Consider the following 16,124-nt stretch of genomic DNA (forward strand, 5'->3'; position numbering starts at 1 on the left):
GCAAATAAAGTCATTGACTCCGACCGCCGTAAAAGCTTTTTTCCGATGGACAAGGTCATTAGCGATGAAACCAATGAAGTCCAATACTTGAAGCATCCATTCTCATTGTGGGTATCAACTGCACTTCTATTGCCCATCAAAAAAAATACAATGGGACTGATGTAGGTCATTTCTATTCCCGTTCTCATTTATCATCTTTAATTAATCAAATTACCGTATCGATTTGTGAACATCAGTACTGTCATATCGTAATGGTTTTAAAAGTATACTAACATGGAAACAGGGAATATATTTAAAAAGGATTTTGAAACAAAATTTACAGGTTGGGTTTTTATTGCAGCTGCATTAATGCTTTGGGGGGGATGGATTTTGTCGCCCCATCACATTGGTGAGTATTTGGTAGCTTCAGACTTTACCGCTATTGGTGAGCAGGTTTGGCCATGGATTTGGATGTTCCGAATCCATATTTTTGGGTGGGTCATTATGGCCATTGCAATGTTCGCCCTGGCCTCTATAACATTTAAGAAACCTTATCGGGTTTTAATAGCCCCTGGAGCCGGAATGGTCGTCGTGGGAAGCATTACCCTTGCCCTTGCATCCGCATTTTATTATAATTTTGGTGCATGGGGTGTTGGCGAGACCATGGGCAAGTCGGCCGCTGAAATTCAGGAATTCATGGACAATATTCTGTACACGAACCAATACGTCACGTGTTTTGTTCGATTTGGACGGGTTTTTTCAGGGGTCGGGTTAGTATTGTTGGGCCTTGGACTTGTAAAATGGAAAATTGTCTATGTTTGGTTAGGTTGGTTGACGGCCCTATTGGGTCTTGCCGCTATGGGAATTGTCATGGGCATACCCGACAACTTTGAAATCTATAAGCCTCTTTTTCACGTGAAAGCTATCTGGTTGGGACTCATGGGCATAACGATTCTAAAACGTGGAATTTGCCTTCCGGAGCCTAAATCATAAAATTCTATAGTTTTGGTAAGCGTTGAACATCTTACTCCGCCACCTCAATAAAGGCTCCAATAGCATTGGGGCATAAGTTAACATACGTATGTTTATATGTATCGGATAAGTTGTGCCAGTCAGATTTAACAAGCAAAAATCCCCACTATTTTGTAACTTTAAGATTTATATCTGGAACTGGTACTGATTGAACAATATACTTTGCTAATCTTTTGATTTACCGAATCCATAGATTTCTTGATGTAAAAAATCTTTTGGAAACTTTTCATCCCCCGGAAATCCCAATTCAACTGTACCGCTATCTTCAGGAATATAATTGGTCTTAAAAATATAGTCCCAAAGACTTAGACTGATACCGAAATTGACTCCGTATTTACCTTTTGGAAGCACATAGGCATGATGGTACAAGTGCATTACCGGATTGTTAAAGATATATTTCAGTGGTCCCCATGTAATCTTTAGATTGGCATGGTTGAGGTGTCCGATAGCTATAGCCACAAAATGAACGATATAAGCTTGTTCCGGTTCAAACCCGCCCAATACCATAACGCCAAGGGTCTTTAGGGGTTTGTAAAGGATATTCTCCATCCAGTGATAGCGTAGGTGGGCAGCAAAACCCATTTCTTTTACCGAATGGTGCACCTTATGAAAATTCCATAAAATTTTATACTTATGAAGAAGTACATGGGTAAACCATTGTACAAAATCAAGGATTATAAAGAAAATAAGCAATTGGGCCCACATCGGGATTGCTGAAAGATCCAAAATCGTGAGGCTTTTAGCTGAAATACCTATATCGTTAAAAAGAACTCCTAATAAATTATAGAAACCGCTTATGGCAATGGCAAAAAGAAAAAAGTTGAAATACATGTAAAAGCCATCCAACCAAAAATCCTTCCTAAAAATCGATTGCTCTTTGCGCCATGGGAAGGCAATCTCCAATCCCCATACCACAAGGGATATTACGGTAAGCCCCCAGAAATAATTGGTGTACCAAGGAACCTCGAATAAAATGGATTTCCACGTCCAATCGATACTGCCCAAAAAGGCATCTACAAATGCATTTATATACTTTTCCATAACTTATTTGTTTATTTCTAATACTATTTTTTCGAAAGATGGCTACTATTGTTCAAGTGCGTACCACTCAATATCGGTCAATATTTCCCTTCTTCCCTTTTTCTTTGATGGATAGTTGGTTACCAGATAATTGACTATTATTTCTTCGTTATTTCCTAAATCCCATAAGTTTTGTGTCTCCTGCATCCATCGTATAGTAGCTATCCAACGTTCTTTGTTCATCCTGTTCTGCATTACCAATTTTGCGGAATGGCAGTTGGTGCAATTATTTATGACTTCCGTTAGCCCCTCGGCCTCTAAAAGTCCGGTTCTTAAATGTATACCGTTCTCTATCTTATCATAATCCTCTTCTTCGGGTACGGCAACATATTCAGCTTCGGGTATATTTTTCTTGCGGGAAAGCGCATCAGGATTGTTAAGCATATAAATTATAGCTATTGCCAATACTGCAAATAAGGAGAATATGCCGATAAAAAGTCGGTAAATCTTCCTAATTCCCTGTCTTATTTTTTCATGCTCTTCCATGGCTATATGACCTTTACCGCAATTCTATGACAGGCGTTATTGAGATATCCTTTCGGGTTCCAACCGGGCAGCAACATGGGTTGACTGGTACCTTGAGCATCCGTTGCCCTTGCCCATATCTCATAGTACCCTTTCTTCGGAAAACCGATACTTGCTGAAAAATGCTGCCATGCCAAACGGTTAGCAGGTTTTTCAACAGGGCATTCCTTCCAAGTAGCACCAAAATCTATGGAATACTCCATTTTTGATACTTCCAATTCTCCCGCCCATGCGTGCCCCCTGATATTCAATTGCTTTCCCTCTTTGATTGTCGCACCGGATTTGGGATAGGTAATCAATGATTTCACGGGCATTGATTCTATAATACACATGTCCTCGTCCTTCACTTTTTCGCCCGGCGCTACGGGGTTGCAAGGAACACGATAGGCGTCTCCTGTCATCTTCGGACCGTCATGTACGACATTTCGAATACTAATTCTATTTACCCATTTTCCCGAAACGGAAGCGGGCCAACCGCCAGCTACCAATCTAAGTGGGTAGCCATGGGCAATCGGAATATCTTCGCCGTTCATTTGAAATGCCAGTAACGTCTCGTCCTGTAAAGCTTTGGGCATCGGAGCACCTCGGGAAATGGGTTCTTTATCGGGATCTCTACTAAGGTGTACATCGGCAGCATGGTACCCTATATAAACAGCATCGTCTTTCATACCGACATCTTCCAGTACATCACGTAGGCGTATCCCCGTCCATGTAGCACAGGATACCGCTCCCACCGTCCATTGATTGCCCTTCGCCGGCGGGTCGAATTCACTTCGGCCATTACCCCCGCATTCCAATGTAAGCTGATAAGTATATTGCGGAAACTTAGATTTTAGATCAGCCAACGTAAAGATTTTTTCTTGGTTTACCGATTCTCCATCAATGGTCAATGTCCAACTATTGGCATTCAAATTTTCAGGAATAAGCCCGTTGTTTCGTATAAACATATATTTATTTGGAGTGATTTTATCATCCAACAAATGTGCTTTGGCTTCTATGTTCCATGGTTTGTCATTCAATACCTCCATGCCCTTGTCCTTATTGAACATTTTAAAGGGGTCTGGGTCTTGAAAGGCTAAAGGCCGATATCCCTTGGGCATGGTAGCGGCAAAGACTATTTCCGATCCAATAACTGCGGTCATGGAACCCAAAATGGCTTTTCTAACAAAGTTTCTTCTTTTCATTTGCTGGTTTATTCTGCAATGGGATTTAATTTTTGAAACTAACTTTTTCTGTCATTAGATGCTGTAACTTATGTTACATAAGGGATAAAATTAAAGCACAAGTTTTTTTTGTGGAATGACCTACGTCATTTTAGTTTTAACTGTTACCTGATTTAAAAAAATGTTTCAAAGCAAAACCCGATAGTAAGATGAGTTCACATTCAGCATGTTTAAGGTAAACACCCCTTTTGTGTAACATAGGTTACACAAACCCCCTATATTTATTGACCTTAACTGACCTACGTCATTTTGAAAGCCATAAACGGAACTTAATTTTACCGTATAATTAATTCTAAAATATAATGTGATGAAAAAAATACTGCTTTTAACTGCATTTGTTGTTCTAGGAACTACAATGCTTACAGCCCAAGATCAAGATAAAGTTCAAGATCGTGATCAAGACCGTTTAATGTTGGTCGATGGCGATGTGCTACAAATTCGAGATAGAGATCAAATACGATTACAAGACCCGATTACATTAAATGACGGTACCGTTGTGAACCTTGATGGTTCTTACCTAACGAGGGATCGTGACAGATTACGTTTGAAGGATGGCGAATGTCTGGACAATGATGGTGTCATGTACCGCAACGAATATCAATATCGATACAAGGTAAAACAAGAGAACAAAGGATTAAACGAAGCCCAGATAAATGAGCGTAACCAAAACAGGTATCAAGTGATGATGATCGATGGGGAAGTCTACCAAATTAGAAATAGGGAACAAAACCGACTTCAGAATCAGGTCAATCTAGGGGACGGATTGGTCGTAAACCCGGATGGAAGCTATCAAAATGCCCAGCGGCAACAATTACGCCTTCAGGACGGGGAGTGCATCAATATGGATGGGGCCAAGTTCAAGAACATGTACCAACATCGCAAAACGATGCTCCAAAAAAATAGGATGGGCAACAAAAAAATGATGAATAAGAAAGGCGTGAAGAAACCTGCAACGAAAAAGAAGGGAAAAAAGGCGACTAAATAAGATTTGGTTTTGGGCTTTGCCATGGTCTTATGACAAAGCCCAATTCTTTACCATATAAATCCTTTTATCATGAAAACTTGGTACATCTATTGGTTTTTACTGTTTTTTATGCCTGCATTTTTGATAGCGCAGAACAACAAAAAATCCGCTGAGGAAATCTCCAGCAATGAGCAATCTTACTTCCTAACGGATATCAGCTATATCAATGATGCGGTGTTTATGGGCAGGCGCGATTCCATTGCGGCGCCTTATATTTTCCCCTCCATAGGCTACTACGATAAATCAGGCTTCTTTGTAGATGCTTCGGTATCCTATTTGGTTAGCTCCGAGGAAAACCGGGTGGATCTGTTTTTGACCAGTTTGGGGTATACATTCGGCGGCGAAAAACTAAGCGGCGGAATTTCGGGTACGGCCTATTTTTTCAATGACGATAGTTATAATGCAAAATCCTCGGTTTTGGGTGATATATCAGGATACTTAAGCTATGATCTTAAAGCATTGGAGGTATCCGTTTTGGCCAGTGCGTATTTTAATGATGGCAGTTCTACGGATATTTTCACGGGGTTAATGCTCGACCGTGTTTTTTACAATACTGATAAGAGCTTTTTAATCAACCCCTCGATAGCCGTATATGCAGGTTCCCAATATTTTTATCAGGAATATTACAGTACAAGTCGCTTGGGCAACCGAAAAGGTAAGGGGCAGGGACAAGGTTCTGGAGGTGTTGATGAAACGGTGTCCACTACAGTAGAAATCAAGGAAGCTTCCGAATTCAATATTTTAAATATGGAGCTTAGCCTTCCCTTGCAATACTATCACAAGCAGTTCATTTTTTCATCCACCCCCTTATTAGCAATACCTCAGAGCAGCACGACAATCACTACCGCGGATACGATCATATCGGAAGATTTGGAAAGTACGTTCTATTTTTCGACCGGTATCAGTTATTGGTTCCATACTAAAAAGAAGTCACAATAAGCTGGTTGCCAGTGGTTCTTTGAATAAACTCCCCCACCATAATATAGTAGCAAAATTAGGTTTTTGATTCCATCAAGAACTGCTCTTTAGTTTACTTGGTAACCCAGGTTACTTACCAGCCCTCTTTGAGGTTATAATTTTGCAGCAGTAAAAGAAGAAAATAAAAAATAACGATGAAAAATATTGCATTCATTTTAGGAATATTTCTTTTTGTCCTACCTATAAAGGCCCAGGAAAACCTTCCGATTTCCAAACAGGAGGTCTTGGCAAAGGTTAAAGAAAATAACACTGCTTTGAAAATGGCCCAACAAGATATTCTGATGGCCAAGGGTGATTTTAATCAGACCAATGCGGTGCTTTTACCTACTATTGGAATATCCCATACGGGTATTGCAACTACGAATCCCTTAATGGCCTTTGGTTCTAAATTGAACCAGGAAATATTGACGCAGGCGGATTTTAACCCCGACTTATTGAACGACCCAAGGCAAATAAAGGATTTTGCTACACGGGTGGATGTGCAACAGCCCTTGTTGAATTTGGATGGGCTCTACCAGCGAAAAGCAGCAAAAGCAAAGTGGAACGCCACCGAACTACAATCGGAAAGAAAGCAAGACTATGTGGCCCTTGAAGCGGATAAGGCATACATGCAATTACAGTTGGCTTATAAAACGGTAGAAGTACTTCAAAAGGCCAAGGAATCGGCTTCGGAAAATCTACGGATAGCCAACAACAGTTTTAGACAGGGGTATCTACAGAAGTCCGATGTATTAGCGGTAGAGGTACGTGTGATGGAAATCGATAATCAGTTGCAGTATGCCAAAAGCAATATCCTAAATGCGTCCAATTCCCTTTCTGTTTTGATGGACACAGATTCAAACCAGATTTTAAAACCTACGGATTCGCTGACCTTAGTTTCTGAAACGATTTCCTCAGAAGAATTTCTTGACGATAGAAAAGATATTCAGGCCATGGAATCCATTTCAGATGCCTACAATCAACAATACAAGGCGGACAAAATGAGTTTTCTGCCCCGTTTGAATGCCTTCGGTACTTATGAATTACATGATAACGAAGTCTTCCAAGGTAATGCCAAAGGTTACCTTTTCGGAGCCTCGTTGCAATGGAACATTTTAGAAGGCACCAAACGCTTCGGGAAAGCCCAAAAAAGTAAAGCAGAGCTTGAAAAATCGAAATTGGAGCTTCATCAATACAAAGCGGAGAGCCAATTGGAACTCAACAAGGCAAACAGAATGTTGTCTGATGCCAAGAACAATATAAAACTAACGCAACTGGCCTTGGAACAGTCCAAGGAAGCGCTGCGTATAAGAACCAATCGGTTTGAGCAGGGCCTTGAGAAAACCACGGAACTACTCATGGCCGAAACACAATATTCGCAAAAGCAATTGGAATACTACGCCACGATTTTTCAACACAATTATGCGTTGGCGTATGTAATTTTTTTGACTAAAGAATAAAACGTGAAAAGAATTATACCCTTGAATCTAAAAGAAATAAAAATGAAAAAAATAAACTATATTCTATTGCTGACCGGTGTCTTGGCACTTGCGGTAAGCTGCGGTGGAAACGACGCCAAGGTAGCAGCCCATACCACGGACGTAGTTCCGGTACAGGTAAGAACTGTTGCGAAGGAAGACCGTGGTGCATTGTTAATGGTTAGCGGCACGGTAGAAGCGGTAAAAAGTAGCGCAATAAGCACCCGAATGATGGGGTATATGGATAGAATCTATGTGAACGTCGGGGATAAGGTGCGAAAGGGTCAGCTCTTGTTGAGTATCAACAATGCCGATTTGTCCGCCAAACTGGCGCAGGTAAATGCGGGCATCACGGAAGCATCGGTAGCGTTCAGCAATGCCGAAAAAGATTTTAATAGGTACACAACCCTTTTTAACGAAACTAGTGCCTCCCAGAAAGAATTGGATGATATTTCAGCGAGCTACAATATGGCCAAGGCACGATTGGAATCGGCCAAACAAATGAAAAATGAGGTCAATGCGCAATTTTCGTACGCCAATATACGGGCACCTTTTAATGGAGTGGTAACGAACAAATTCATCAATGCAGGGGACATGGCAAATCCTGGTATGCCCTTATTGGAAGTGGAGGCTCCTGGCAATTTTCAAATACTGGCCATGGTTCCTGAATCTGAAATTTCACAAATTAAAGTGGATACTGAAGTTGACGTGCTCGTAAAATCTTTAAATGAAAGTGTATCGGGCAAAGTAGCTGAGGTAAGCACCTCGGCAAAAAGTACCGGCGGCCAGTATTTGGTAAAAGTATTATTGGACAAAACTGAAACCAACCTCATGTCAGGTATGTATGCGACAGTACAATTTCCGACAGGGGAAAAAGCGATCTCCCAAGCGGTTTTTGTGCCGCTAGAGGCCATTGTGAAGCGAGGACAGTTGTCGGGGATTTATACCGTCAGCCAAAATAACACCGCATTGCTACGTTGGCTGCGTTTAGGTCGAACGTTTGGGGATAGGGTAGAGGTACTCTCAGGGCTATCCCCCGATGAACAATATATCATCGGCTCACAAGGGAAATTGTACAACGGGGCAAAAATCAGTCTTTACGTAAAATAACAAAGCACTATGAAATGAGCATTAAAAAATCTAGATACAATCGAGATGATTAATTGCGAATTACATCTGACTTAACAAAACAATAAAAATAAACAGATGAAAGAAGGATTAGCAGGCAAAATTGCCAAGGTCTTTATCGGGTCAAAACTTACGGTGCTCCTGATGATCGTTTTTATGGTCATAGGGGTGTACAGTTCGTTTCTCATTCCAAGGGAAGAAGAACCACAGATTGATGTGCCGATGGCCGATATATTTGTGGGATACCCAGGGGCAAGTCCCACTGAGGTAGAATCACGAGTCATCAAACCTTTGGAAAAATTGATTTCGAACATCAAAGGGGTGGAGTATGTCTATTCCACAGCGATGAAAGAACAGGGTATGGTCATCGTTCAGTTTTATGTGGGCGAGGATATAGAACGTTCTTTTGTAAAGCTTTACAATGAAATCAACAAGCACATGGATATTATGCCCCAAGGGGTAACATTTCCCTTGGTCAAAACAAGGGCGATTGATGACGTGCCCATGTTGGGACTGACCCTATGGAGCGAAAATTATGATGACTATCAATTAAAGCAGATCGCCCAAGAACTTACCGACGAAATTGAAAAAGTAAACGATGTGTCCGCTACCCAAAAAATAGGAGGACGCAACCGACAGCTTAGGGTTGTTTTGGATAAGGATAAAATGGCCGAGAGCGGATTGGATTTTCTATCGGTTTCCGAAATGATAAAAGCCAACAATCATCAATTGGCCAGCGGTAGTTTTGACAAAAACGATACGGAGTTTTTGGTCACTACAGGCCGATTTCTGGAGAATAAAGAAGATGTAGAAAATTTGGTCGTGGGAACGCAACAGAACAGACCTATTTATCTAAAACAGATTGCCAATATTCAGGATGGCCCCGAACTACCCAAGAACTATGTTTCTTTGGGTTTTGGTCAGGCCAGCGAAAAGGCATCCAGTTATAAATCGGAATATCCTGCGGTAACGATTTCCATTGCAAAGCGCAAAGGTGCCGATGCCATGAAGATTTCGGATATCATCCTTGAAAAAGTAGACCATCTGAAAAAGGACTTGATTCCAGATGATGTACATGTGGAAGTAACCCGTAACTATGGCGAGACCGCATCCCATAAAGTTTCGGAGCTGTTGATGCATTTGATCGGTGCCATTATAGCCGTAACCTTTGTGGTCATGTTGGCGATGGGTTGGCGAGGCGGTTTGGTGGTATTCCTTTCCGTACCCATAACATTTGCGTTGACCTTGTTGAGCTACTATATGTTAGACTATACCTTGAACCGAATTACGCTTTTTGCCTTGGTATTCGTAACGGGAATCGTAGTGGATGATTCTATCATCATTGCAGAAAACATGCACCGGCATTTTAAGATGAAAAGGTTGCCGTTCAAGCAAGCTGCTTTATACGCAATAAATGAAGTCGGTAACCCTACCATTTTGGCCACCTTCACGGTAATCGCATCGGTATTGCCAATGGCTTTCGTTTCTGGGCTTATGGGGCCATATATGTCCCCCATGCCCATAGGTGCTTCCATTGCGATGATATTATCGCTCTTCGTCGCCTTAACTATTACCCCCTATTTGGGATATATTTTCCTAAGAGAAAAAGAAACAAAGGGTAAAGAGAAAGTAGAAAAACCTTTAGAGGATACTTTCATTTATCGCATTTACGAAAAGTTTGAAAAACCACTAATTGAGAACAAAAAGAAACGTTGGTTGTTTTTGGGGATTACCTTCTTGTTGCTATTAGGTTCGATGGGATTGTTCTTTACGAAATCGGTCGCCGTTAAGATGTTACCTTTTGATAATAAGAACGAATTTCAGGTCGTCATCGATATGCCCGAAGGCACCACTTTGGAACGCACAGGAGTCGTTGCCCAAGAAATAGCGCAATACTTGGCTACACGCCTAGAAGTAGTGAATTATCAAAGTTATGTAGGCACTTCGGCACCCATAACCTTTAACGGTTTGGTACGGCATTATGATTTACGGGGCGGCAGCAATATGGCGGATATTCAAGTGAACTTGATTGACAAAAGAGAACGAAGTGCTCAAAGTCATGACATTGCCAGCCTTTTTCGTCCAGAAATACAGAAGATCGGGGAAAAGTACAATGCGAATATCAAAATAGTAGAAGTTCCACCCGGACCACCTGTGCTCTCGACCATAGTTGGGGAAATCTATGGCCCTGATTATGACCAGCAAATCGATATTGCCGATCAAGTACAGGGTATTTTAAAGAACACCCAAGATGTAGTGGATGTGGATTGGATGGTAGAGGCCGAGCAGACCGAATATGAATTTATCATCGATAAAGAAAAAGCAATGCTTTATGGGGTGGCACCACAACAAATTGCCCATACCATGAACATGGCGTTATCGGAAAGGGCGGTAACTACGCTGTACGATGAAAATGCCTCCAACCAAATCGGATTGATTCTGGCCATGGATGAAAAGGAGAAATCAACCATCAATGATATTGCCCAACTGAAGGTAAAATCATCGCAGGGTAACATGATTACCGTAGGCGATTTGGTTCAAATCGAGGAAGCTACGCGAGCAAAAAACATTTATAGAAAGAACCAGAAACGGGTCGTCTATGTACTCGCCGATATGGCCGGGGAACTCGAAAGTCCGGTATATGCCATTTTGGGCATGACGGACAAGCTAGCGGCCATGAACCTACCAGAAGGATATTCCATTGACGAACTTTATCTGGACCAACCCGAATTCGAAGATGACTATACCGTTAAATGGGATGGGGAATGGCAGATTACCCTAGAAGTTTTTCGGGATTTAGGATTGGCTTTTTTAGGGGTTATCATCATTATTTACATCTTGATCGTAGGCTGGTTCCAAAACTTTAAGACACCTATTGTCATGATGGTTGCCATCCCGTTATCTCTGATAGGAATTATTTTAGGGCACTGGTTGTTGGGCGCATTTTTTACGGCCACGTCTTTTATAGGAATGATTGCTTTGGCCGGAATCATGGTACGGAACTCTGTTTTACTTATTGATTTCGTCAATTTACGTCTGGCAGACGGAATACCCATAAAACAAGCGGTAATCGAAGCAGGAGCTGTACGAACCACTCCCATTTTATTGACTGCGGGCACGGTAGTTATTGGTGCCTTTGTCATTTTGTTCGACCCAATTTTTCAAGGTTTGGCCATCTCCTTAATGGGTGGTACAATTGTATCCACGGTATTGACGCTTTTGGTCGTGCCTTTGGTTTACTACATGATTGAGCGCAAAAACTATCTCGAAGAACCCGAAACGGTTGTTGTTGAAGAAGTTGAAATACAAAAAAATAAATAAAAAAATGAAACTACTAATTGTAACGGTCGTAGAAGAATTCCATGACAAGATCCTGCTCCTATTTAAGCAGGCAGAGATTGAGAGCTTCAGTGGTTCGGAAATTGACGGATATAAAAGTTCGGCTTCCCTGTTAATGACGAAGAGCTGGTTTCCGAGTGAAAAGGGAGGGGCCGAATCCAGTTTATTTTTCTCCTTTACCGAAGAAGAAAAGATAGAAACCTTGTTCGGGTTAATCGAGGAATTCAATCAACATTTGGAGACCAATAATCCCATTAAGGCAGTTGTGGTTCCCATTGAAAAATTTATATAAACCAAAAATGTATTACTATGATTAATAGATATATAAGAGCCATCGCAGGTACTTTTATCATTATAAGTGTATTATTGGCGATGTATGTAAACATCAACTGGTTGTGGTTTACCCTCTTTGTGGGTGCCAACCTATTGCAATCGGCTTTTACACGATGGTGTTTAATGGAAAAATTCATATTTCGGCTGGGTATCAAAAAGGATGGAGGCAGTTGTACCACCTAGCTTAATAATTGTAATTTTAGATAATGCGCTTCAATTATGACCGTACATCACTTTGGCGAGGGAAATTCGCTATTAAATCAGTTCATTTCAGAAATTAGGGATGTTGAAATCCAAAAAGATGCTATGCGTTTTCGCAGAAATATCGAAAGAATTGGAGAAATTCTGAGCTATGAGCTAAGTAAGAACTTAAATTATGTCGATAAAACCGTAAGGACACCCTTTGGGAGCAAGGAAATGTCACTACCCCTAGATAAGTTGGTACTCTGTTCCGTACTGCGGGCAGGCCTACCCCTGCACCAAGGCATGTTGAACTATTTTGACGGAGCGGAAAATGCTTTTATTTCTGCCTATCGCCATCATCGGGGCGATGAAGATGCCTTTAAGGTCATCGTAAAATATTTTGCCGCGCCCTCTTTGGTCGGTAAAACCTTAGTGCTTACAGATCCGATGTTGGCCACAGGAAAGACCTTGGAAAATGTGCTCAATGCGCTAAAGGATCATGGGAATCCAGAACAGATTCATATCCTTTCCGTAATCGGCTCTCAGACAGGCATCGAACATATCAAAAAAGTTTTCCCCGAAAGCACCCATTCGTGGATTGCGGCCATTGATGAAAAGCTAAATAACAGAGGTTATATTCTTCCAGGAATCGGGGATGCAGGGGATTTGGCTTTTGGTGTAAAACTATGATTGTTAAAAAAAAACATAACTAAATATCTTTTTTATAGCCTTCCTCTTTTTGTTGTTATTTTCTTTGAAATAGGTCTGTACTGATCTAGGTCATTTCATATAAAACACTCCTTTTCTATCTTTCCGTTTGTAGAAACTACAATAAAGAGGTCTACCTAAAACTTAGTTAGAAAATGGCATTGATCACAAAAAAGGAAATCGAGGAGTTGGACGGTATCCATAGCGAAAGCTGCATTTCTATTTTCATACCCACCCATCGTGCAGGGGAAGAGGTATTGAAGGGAAAGGACGCCCTTAAACTAAAGAACCAATTGAAAGAAGTCAGCAACAAGCTGGAAAAAGAGGGAATGGGCCCTAGGGAGATCGACACCCTCATCACACCCATTCAAGAACTTTTGGATGACAGCGAATTCTGGCGGCACCAATCTGATGGACTTGCGATTTTCCGTTCCGATAGTTTTTTTAAAAAATATACGCTTCCCGTTCATTTCGAGGCCTTCGATTATGTGGCAAATGGGTTTTACCTAAAACCTTTGCTTCCCATGTTTGCGGGCGATGGAAGTTTTTACGTTTTGGCCTTGGAACTAGAGAAAGTAAGACTCTACGAGCAGACCAGGCACAGTATCGCCGAGGTCGTCCTCGATGATTTGATTCCGTCACGTATGGAAGAACGTGTAGGCTATGATTACGAGCCGAAAAGCCTTCAGTATAAAAGCGGGGCAGATGCCCAGGGCCGGGCCATGTACCACGGCCATGCGGAAGGAGACCGGGATCGCAAGAACGAAATAGCTCGATATTTCAGGGCGATCGACAAAGGACTGATGACCCTTTTGAAAGATGAAAACGTTCCGATGGTCGTCGCATCGCAAGACTATTTGTTTTCGATATATAAAGAGGGAAACAGTTACCAACATTTGTTGGACGGCCCTATAACCTGCAATCTGTCGGAGACCGATACCTTGCTCTTGCACGAAATGGCCTGGGAAAAAGTCGCTCCAATTTTTGATGGGGAGCGCAAGGAAAAAATAGAAAACTTTAAGCAATATGATGGTACGGGCAGAACTTCCTCTGAAATAGAGCAAGTAGTGCCCGCTGCCTTGGACGGAAAAATAGACACGCTTTTCGTGCAGAATAGCACCGATATCTGGGGCATCTACGATCCCGAAAAAAGACATGTGAGGGTAGATGAAGAGCCATTGTCCTCAAGTGTATCGCTATTGAACAAAGCGGCTATCAAAACCTTTTTGAACGGGGGCAAGGTCTATTTATCGGAAAAAGATGAAATGCCGAACCCGCATTCAAAAGTGAACGCACTATATCGGTATTAAGCGACTATTTGAGATGATAGGTATAACAAAAGTCCTTACCGGTTTTCATTGCTCAAATGGCATTTTATTTAAAGAAAACAAAAAATAACAATCGATGAAAGTGAATATTCAATTTGTACAGACCGCCCAGAGAAAATGGGCAGAAGAATTAGTCGATCAAAAGCTGGATGATCTGGGCCAAAAATACGACTGGATTATTGGAGCCGACGTTTTTTTCAAAGAGGAAAAAGATACTGACGGAAAGGGTAAAATATGCGATATACGCTTGAGTTTGCCTGGCCCTAGAATATTCGCATCCTCTGATGAAGAAAGCTTTGAAGCCTCTGTCGCCGAGACCATTCGCGATTTGGAAGTCCAACTTAAAAAGAGGAAGGCCCAGATGAGCACCCATTGAAACCTAATATGAAACCCGAGATAAAATGAATATCCGTAGCGTTATCCTTATAGTAGTATTTTTAGGTATCGTAAACGCATGCCAACCTCCCGTAGTTTTCGGCGAGCCGCAGCCCAGCGATACAAAACCGCTATCGGCGATTCCCCGTGACTATCAAGGCATCTATTGGTGCAAGGTCGATAGTGCCTCCTTATTTATTGATGACCGAACTTTTATCAAGCGAAAGGAATTCCTGATAAAAATGACCCGTGCCGAAATAGATTCCAGTAATGATCTTGAACTTCGCAACGGTAGGTTGTTCGTAAAAGAATGGGAAACCGACTTCCCCACTAATGAAAAAGGCGATACTATCGTGTCAAAGGTCGTTATGCGCGATACCATTTTTGCGATACGGGAAGGACAGGTTCTGAAACCCTATAAAGGACATCTCATCTTGAATACCAAATTGGACGAAGATGGTTGGGCAGTTTTGGTGGCTTCCCACAAAGGGATCGGAACGCTTTCCCTTTCACGGGCCGAAATCCCCGAAAACCTCTCACAATTAGATGCCATCACTCCTGTAAAAATGCTAACAGAAGGTGATGAAGAAGGAACACAGATCTACATTACCCCAACGGCGGAGCAATTTGGCCGTATTCTGGATCGAGGCCTACTATTTAATTCCTCCTGTTCCGAATTCGAACGGATTATTCCTTTGCCGGAGCATATCTATTAAAGTTGTTTCAAAAATAATCTCAAAAAAGTATACTGTACTGATGTAGGTCATTTTCAAAACTAGATGCTGATTGTACTTTAGGGTCAGATTTAAATGATTGTTTAACCCAAAATTATAACATTATGTCACTAGTAAAATTTAGAAGAAGACCTTTTGGAAATCTCGCAACCCAAGATTTTTTCGACATGGACAATTTTTTCGATAACCGATGGGCAAGTAACATGCTTCCCGAGAATTTTTGGAACGGCAAGTCGGCCGAACCTGCCCTGAACATCAAGGAAAACGATGATAATTTCGAGATCGAACTTGCCGCGCCCGGTTTCGGTAAAAAAGACTTTGAAGTGACCATTGAAGATGGTTGCCTCAATATCAAGGCCGAAAAAGAAACCTCCGAAGAGGAGAAGGACGACAACTATACCCGTCGTGAGTTCAGCTACAACGCTTTCGAGCGTTCGCTGCAATTGCCCGATAGCATAAAGGATGAAGACATCAAGGCCAAGTATGACGGTGGTATCTTGAGCTTTAAATTGGCCAAAAAAGAAGAGGCCAAGAAATTGCCGCCCAAAAAGGTACAGATCGCTTAATACTGTTAAGAATCAAAATGCCCTCTTGCCACCACCTAAATGCGTCCATGTAAATAGGTTTGGTTCGGGGGCATTGTCGGTTTTTGTGGTGGGTTTGTTATTCCGAGGCAAGCTCTTTTTTGTTATTCCGAC

16 protein-coding genes are annotated in these 16,124 nt (G+C 41.7%); 13 read left to right on the forward strand and 3 right to left on the reverse strand.

Annotation, left to right across the window (positions count from 1 at the left end):
* The first annotated feature begins 273 nt into the window (after window positions 1–273).
* Window positions 274–972 (forward strand): hypothetical protein, encoded by a 699-nt coding sequence (locus ES765_RS03215; RefSeq protein WP_138111157.1) that lies wholly within the window; start codon window positions 274–276, stop codon window positions 970–972.
* 204 nt (window positions 973–1,176) lie between these two features.
* Here ES765_RS03215 and ES765_RS03220 read toward each other — a convergent pair whose 3' ends face one another.
* The 3 genes from ES765_RS03220 to ES765_RS03230 are packed head-to-tail and all read right to left on the reverse strand — an operon-like array spanning window position 1,177 to window position 3,800.
* Window positions 1,177–2,052 carry a sterol desaturase family protein gene (locus ES765_RS03220; protein WP_138111158.1) on the reverse strand — a complete coding sequence of 292 codons (876 nt, stop codon included), beginning with the start codon at window positions 2,050–2,052 and terminating at the stop codon, window positions 1,177–1,179.
* A 45-nt stretch (window positions 2,053–2,097) separates the two neighbouring features.
* Complete coding sequence (locus ES765_RS03225; RefSeq protein ID WP_138111159.1) at window positions 2,098–2,577, reverse strand: monoheme cytochrome C; 480 nt, start codon at window positions 2,575–2,577, stop codon at window positions 2,098–2,100.
* Window positions 2,578–2,579: 2 nt separating this feature from the next.
* A complete protein-coding gene (locus tag ES765_RS03230) occupies window positions 2,580–3,800 on the reverse strand; it encodes a sulfite oxidase (RefSeq protein WP_138111160.1) in 1,221 nt (406 codons plus the stop codon).
* Window positions 3,801–4,146: 346 nt separating this feature from the next.
* Between ES765_RS03230 and ES765_RS03235 the strand changes: the two genes are divergently transcribed.
* The 12 genes from ES765_RS03235 to ES765_RS03290 all read left to right on the forward strand — a co-directional run bounded on the left by ES765_RS03235 (window position 4,147) and on the right by ES765_RS03290 (window position 15,992).
* Window positions 4,147–4,824 (forward strand): DUF6799 domain-containing protein, encoded by a 678-nt coding sequence (locus ES765_RS03235; RefSeq protein ID WP_138111161.1) that lies wholly within the window; start codon window positions 4,147–4,149, stop codon window positions 4,822–4,824.
* Between the two features lie 69 nt (window positions 4,825–4,893).
* On the forward strand, window positions 4,894–5,802 hold the full coding sequence (locus ES765_RS03240; RefSeq protein WP_171017212.1) for a hypothetical protein: 909 nt from the start codon (window positions 4,894–4,896) through the stop codon (window positions 5,800–5,802).
* A 173-nt stretch (window positions 5,803–5,975) separates the two neighbouring features.
* The gene (locus ES765_RS03245) at window positions 5,976–7,280 is read left to right on the forward strand and encodes a TolC family protein (RefSeq protein WP_138111162.1); all 1,305 of its coding nucleotides are present in this window, start codon (window positions 5,976–5,978) and stop codon (window positions 7,278–7,280) included.
* A gap of 42 nt (window positions 7,281–7,322) precedes the next feature.
* Window positions 7,323–8,408, forward strand: coding sequence for an efflux RND transporter periplasmic adaptor subunit (locus ES765_RS03250; RefSeq protein WP_138111163.1), 1,086 nt, complete (start codon window positions 7,323–7,325; stop codon window positions 8,406–8,408).
* 96 nt (window positions 8,409–8,504) lie between these two features.
* A complete protein-coding gene (locus ES765_RS03255; protein WP_138111164.1) occupies window positions 8,505–11,747 on the forward strand; it encodes an efflux RND transporter permease subunit in 3,243 nt (1,080 codons plus the stop codon).
* A gap of 4 nt (window positions 11,748–11,751) precedes the next feature.
* Window positions 11,752–12,057, forward strand: coding sequence for a hypothetical protein (locus ES765_RS03260; protein ID WP_138111165.1), 306 nt, complete (start codon window positions 11,752–11,754; stop codon window positions 12,055–12,057).
* 17 nt (window positions 12,058–12,074) lie between these two features.
* Window positions 12,075–12,281 carry a DUF2892 domain-containing protein gene (locus tag ES765_RS03265; RefSeq protein WP_138111166.1) on the forward strand — a complete coding sequence of 69 codons (207 nt, stop codon included), beginning with the start codon at window positions 12,075–12,077 and terminating at the stop codon, window positions 12,279–12,281.
* Window positions 12,282–12,317: 36 nt separating this feature from the next.
* Window positions 12,318–12,971, forward strand: a complete 654-nt coding sequence (upp, locus tag ES765_RS03270; protein ID WP_138111167.1) for a uracil phosphoribosyltransferase — start codon at window positions 12,318–12,320, stop codon at window positions 12,969–12,971.
* A gap of 173 nt (window positions 12,972–13,144) precedes the next feature.
* Entirely contained in the window at window positions 13,145–14,299 is a 1,155-nt protein-coding gene (locus tag ES765_RS03275) for a hypothetical protein (RefSeq protein ID WP_138111168.1), read from the forward strand.
* A 94-nt stretch (window positions 14,300–14,393) separates the two neighbouring features.
* Window positions 14,394–14,693 carry an HPF/RaiA family ribosome-associated protein gene (locus tag ES765_RS03280; RefSeq protein WP_138111169.1) on the forward strand — a complete coding sequence of 100 codons (300 nt, stop codon included), beginning with the start codon at window positions 14,394–14,396 and terminating at the stop codon, window positions 14,691–14,693.
* Between the two features lie 241 nt (window positions 14,694–14,934).
* On the forward strand, window positions 14,935–15,408 hold the full coding sequence (locus ES765_RS03285) for a hypothetical protein (RefSeq protein ID WP_138111170.1): 474 nt from the start codon (window positions 14,935–14,937) through the stop codon (window positions 15,406–15,408).
* Window positions 15,409–15,530: 122 nt separating this feature from the next.
* Window positions 15,531–15,992, forward strand: a complete 462-nt coding sequence (locus ES765_RS03290; RefSeq protein ID WP_138111171.1) for an Hsp20/alpha crystallin family protein — start codon at window positions 15,531–15,533, stop codon at window positions 15,990–15,992.
* Window positions 15,993–16,124: the final 132 nt, after the last annotated feature.

It is taken from the genome of Maribacter sp. ACAM166 (assembly GCF_005771495.1).
In the GTDB taxonomy this organism is placed as follows: Bacteria; Bacteroidota; Bacteroidia; order Flavobacteriales; family Flavobacteriaceae; genus Maribacter.

Bases quoted from the DNA above. Each gene is read 5' to 3' on its own strand.
- ES765_RS03215 (WP_138111157.1), top strand. From the start codon at position 274: ATGGAAACAGGGAATATATTTAAAAAGGATTTTGAAACAAAATTTACA.
- ES765_RS03220 (WP_138111158.1), bottom strand. From the start codon at position 2,052: ATGGAAAAGTATATAAATGCATTTGTAGATGCCTTTTTGGGCAGTATC.
- ES765_RS03225 (WP_138111159.1), bottom strand. From the start codon at position 2,577: ATGGAAGAGCATGAAAAAATAAGACAGGGAATTAGGAAGATTTACCGA.
- ES765_RS03230 (WP_138111160.1), bottom strand. From the start codon at position 3,800: ATGAAAAGAAGAAACTTTGTTAGAAAAGCCATTTTGGGTTCCATGACC.
- ES765_RS03235 (WP_138111161.1), top strand. From the start codon at position 4,147: ATGAAAAAAATACTGCTTTTAACTGCATTTGTTGTTCTAGGAACTACA.
- ES765_RS03240 (WP_171017212.1), top strand. From the start codon at position 4,894: ATGAAAACTTGGTACATCTATTGGTTTTTACTGTTTTTTATGCCTGCA.
- ES765_RS03245 (WP_138111162.1), top strand. From the start codon at position 5,976: ATGAAAAATATTGCATTCATTTTAGGAATATTTCTTTTTGTCCTACCT.
- ES765_RS03250 (WP_138111163.1), top strand. From the start codon at position 7,323: ATGAAAAAAATAAACTATATTCTATTGCTGACCGGTGTCTTGGCACTT.
- ES765_RS03255 (WP_138111164.1), top strand. From the start codon at position 8,505: ATGAAAGAAGGATTAGCAGGCAAAATTGCCAAGGTCTTTATCGGGTCA.
- ES765_RS03260 (WP_138111165.1), top strand. From the start codon at position 11,752: ATGAAACTACTAATTGTAACGGTCGTAGAAGAATTCCATGACAAGATC.
- ES765_RS03265 (WP_138111166.1), top strand. From the start codon at position 12,075: ATGATTAATAGATATATAAGAGCCATCGCAGGTACTTTTATCATTATA.
- upp (WP_138111167.1), top strand. From the start codon at position 12,318: ATGACCGTACATCACTTTGGCGAGGGAAATTCGCTATTAAATCAGTTC.
- ES765_RS03275 (WP_138111168.1), top strand. From the start codon at position 13,145: ATGGCATTGATCACAAAAAAGGAAATCGAGGAGTTGGACGGTATCCAT.
- ES765_RS03280 (WP_138111169.1), top strand. From the start codon at position 14,394: ATGAAAGTGAATATTCAATTTGTACAGACCGCCCAGAGAAAATGGGCA.
- ES765_RS03285 (WP_138111170.1), top strand. From the start codon at position 14,935: ATGACCCGTGCCGAAATAGATTCCAGTAATGATCTTGAACTTCGCAAC.
- ES765_RS03290 (WP_138111171.1), top strand. From the start codon at position 15,531: ATGTCACTAGTAAAATTTAGAAGAAGACCTTTTGGAAATCTCGCAACC.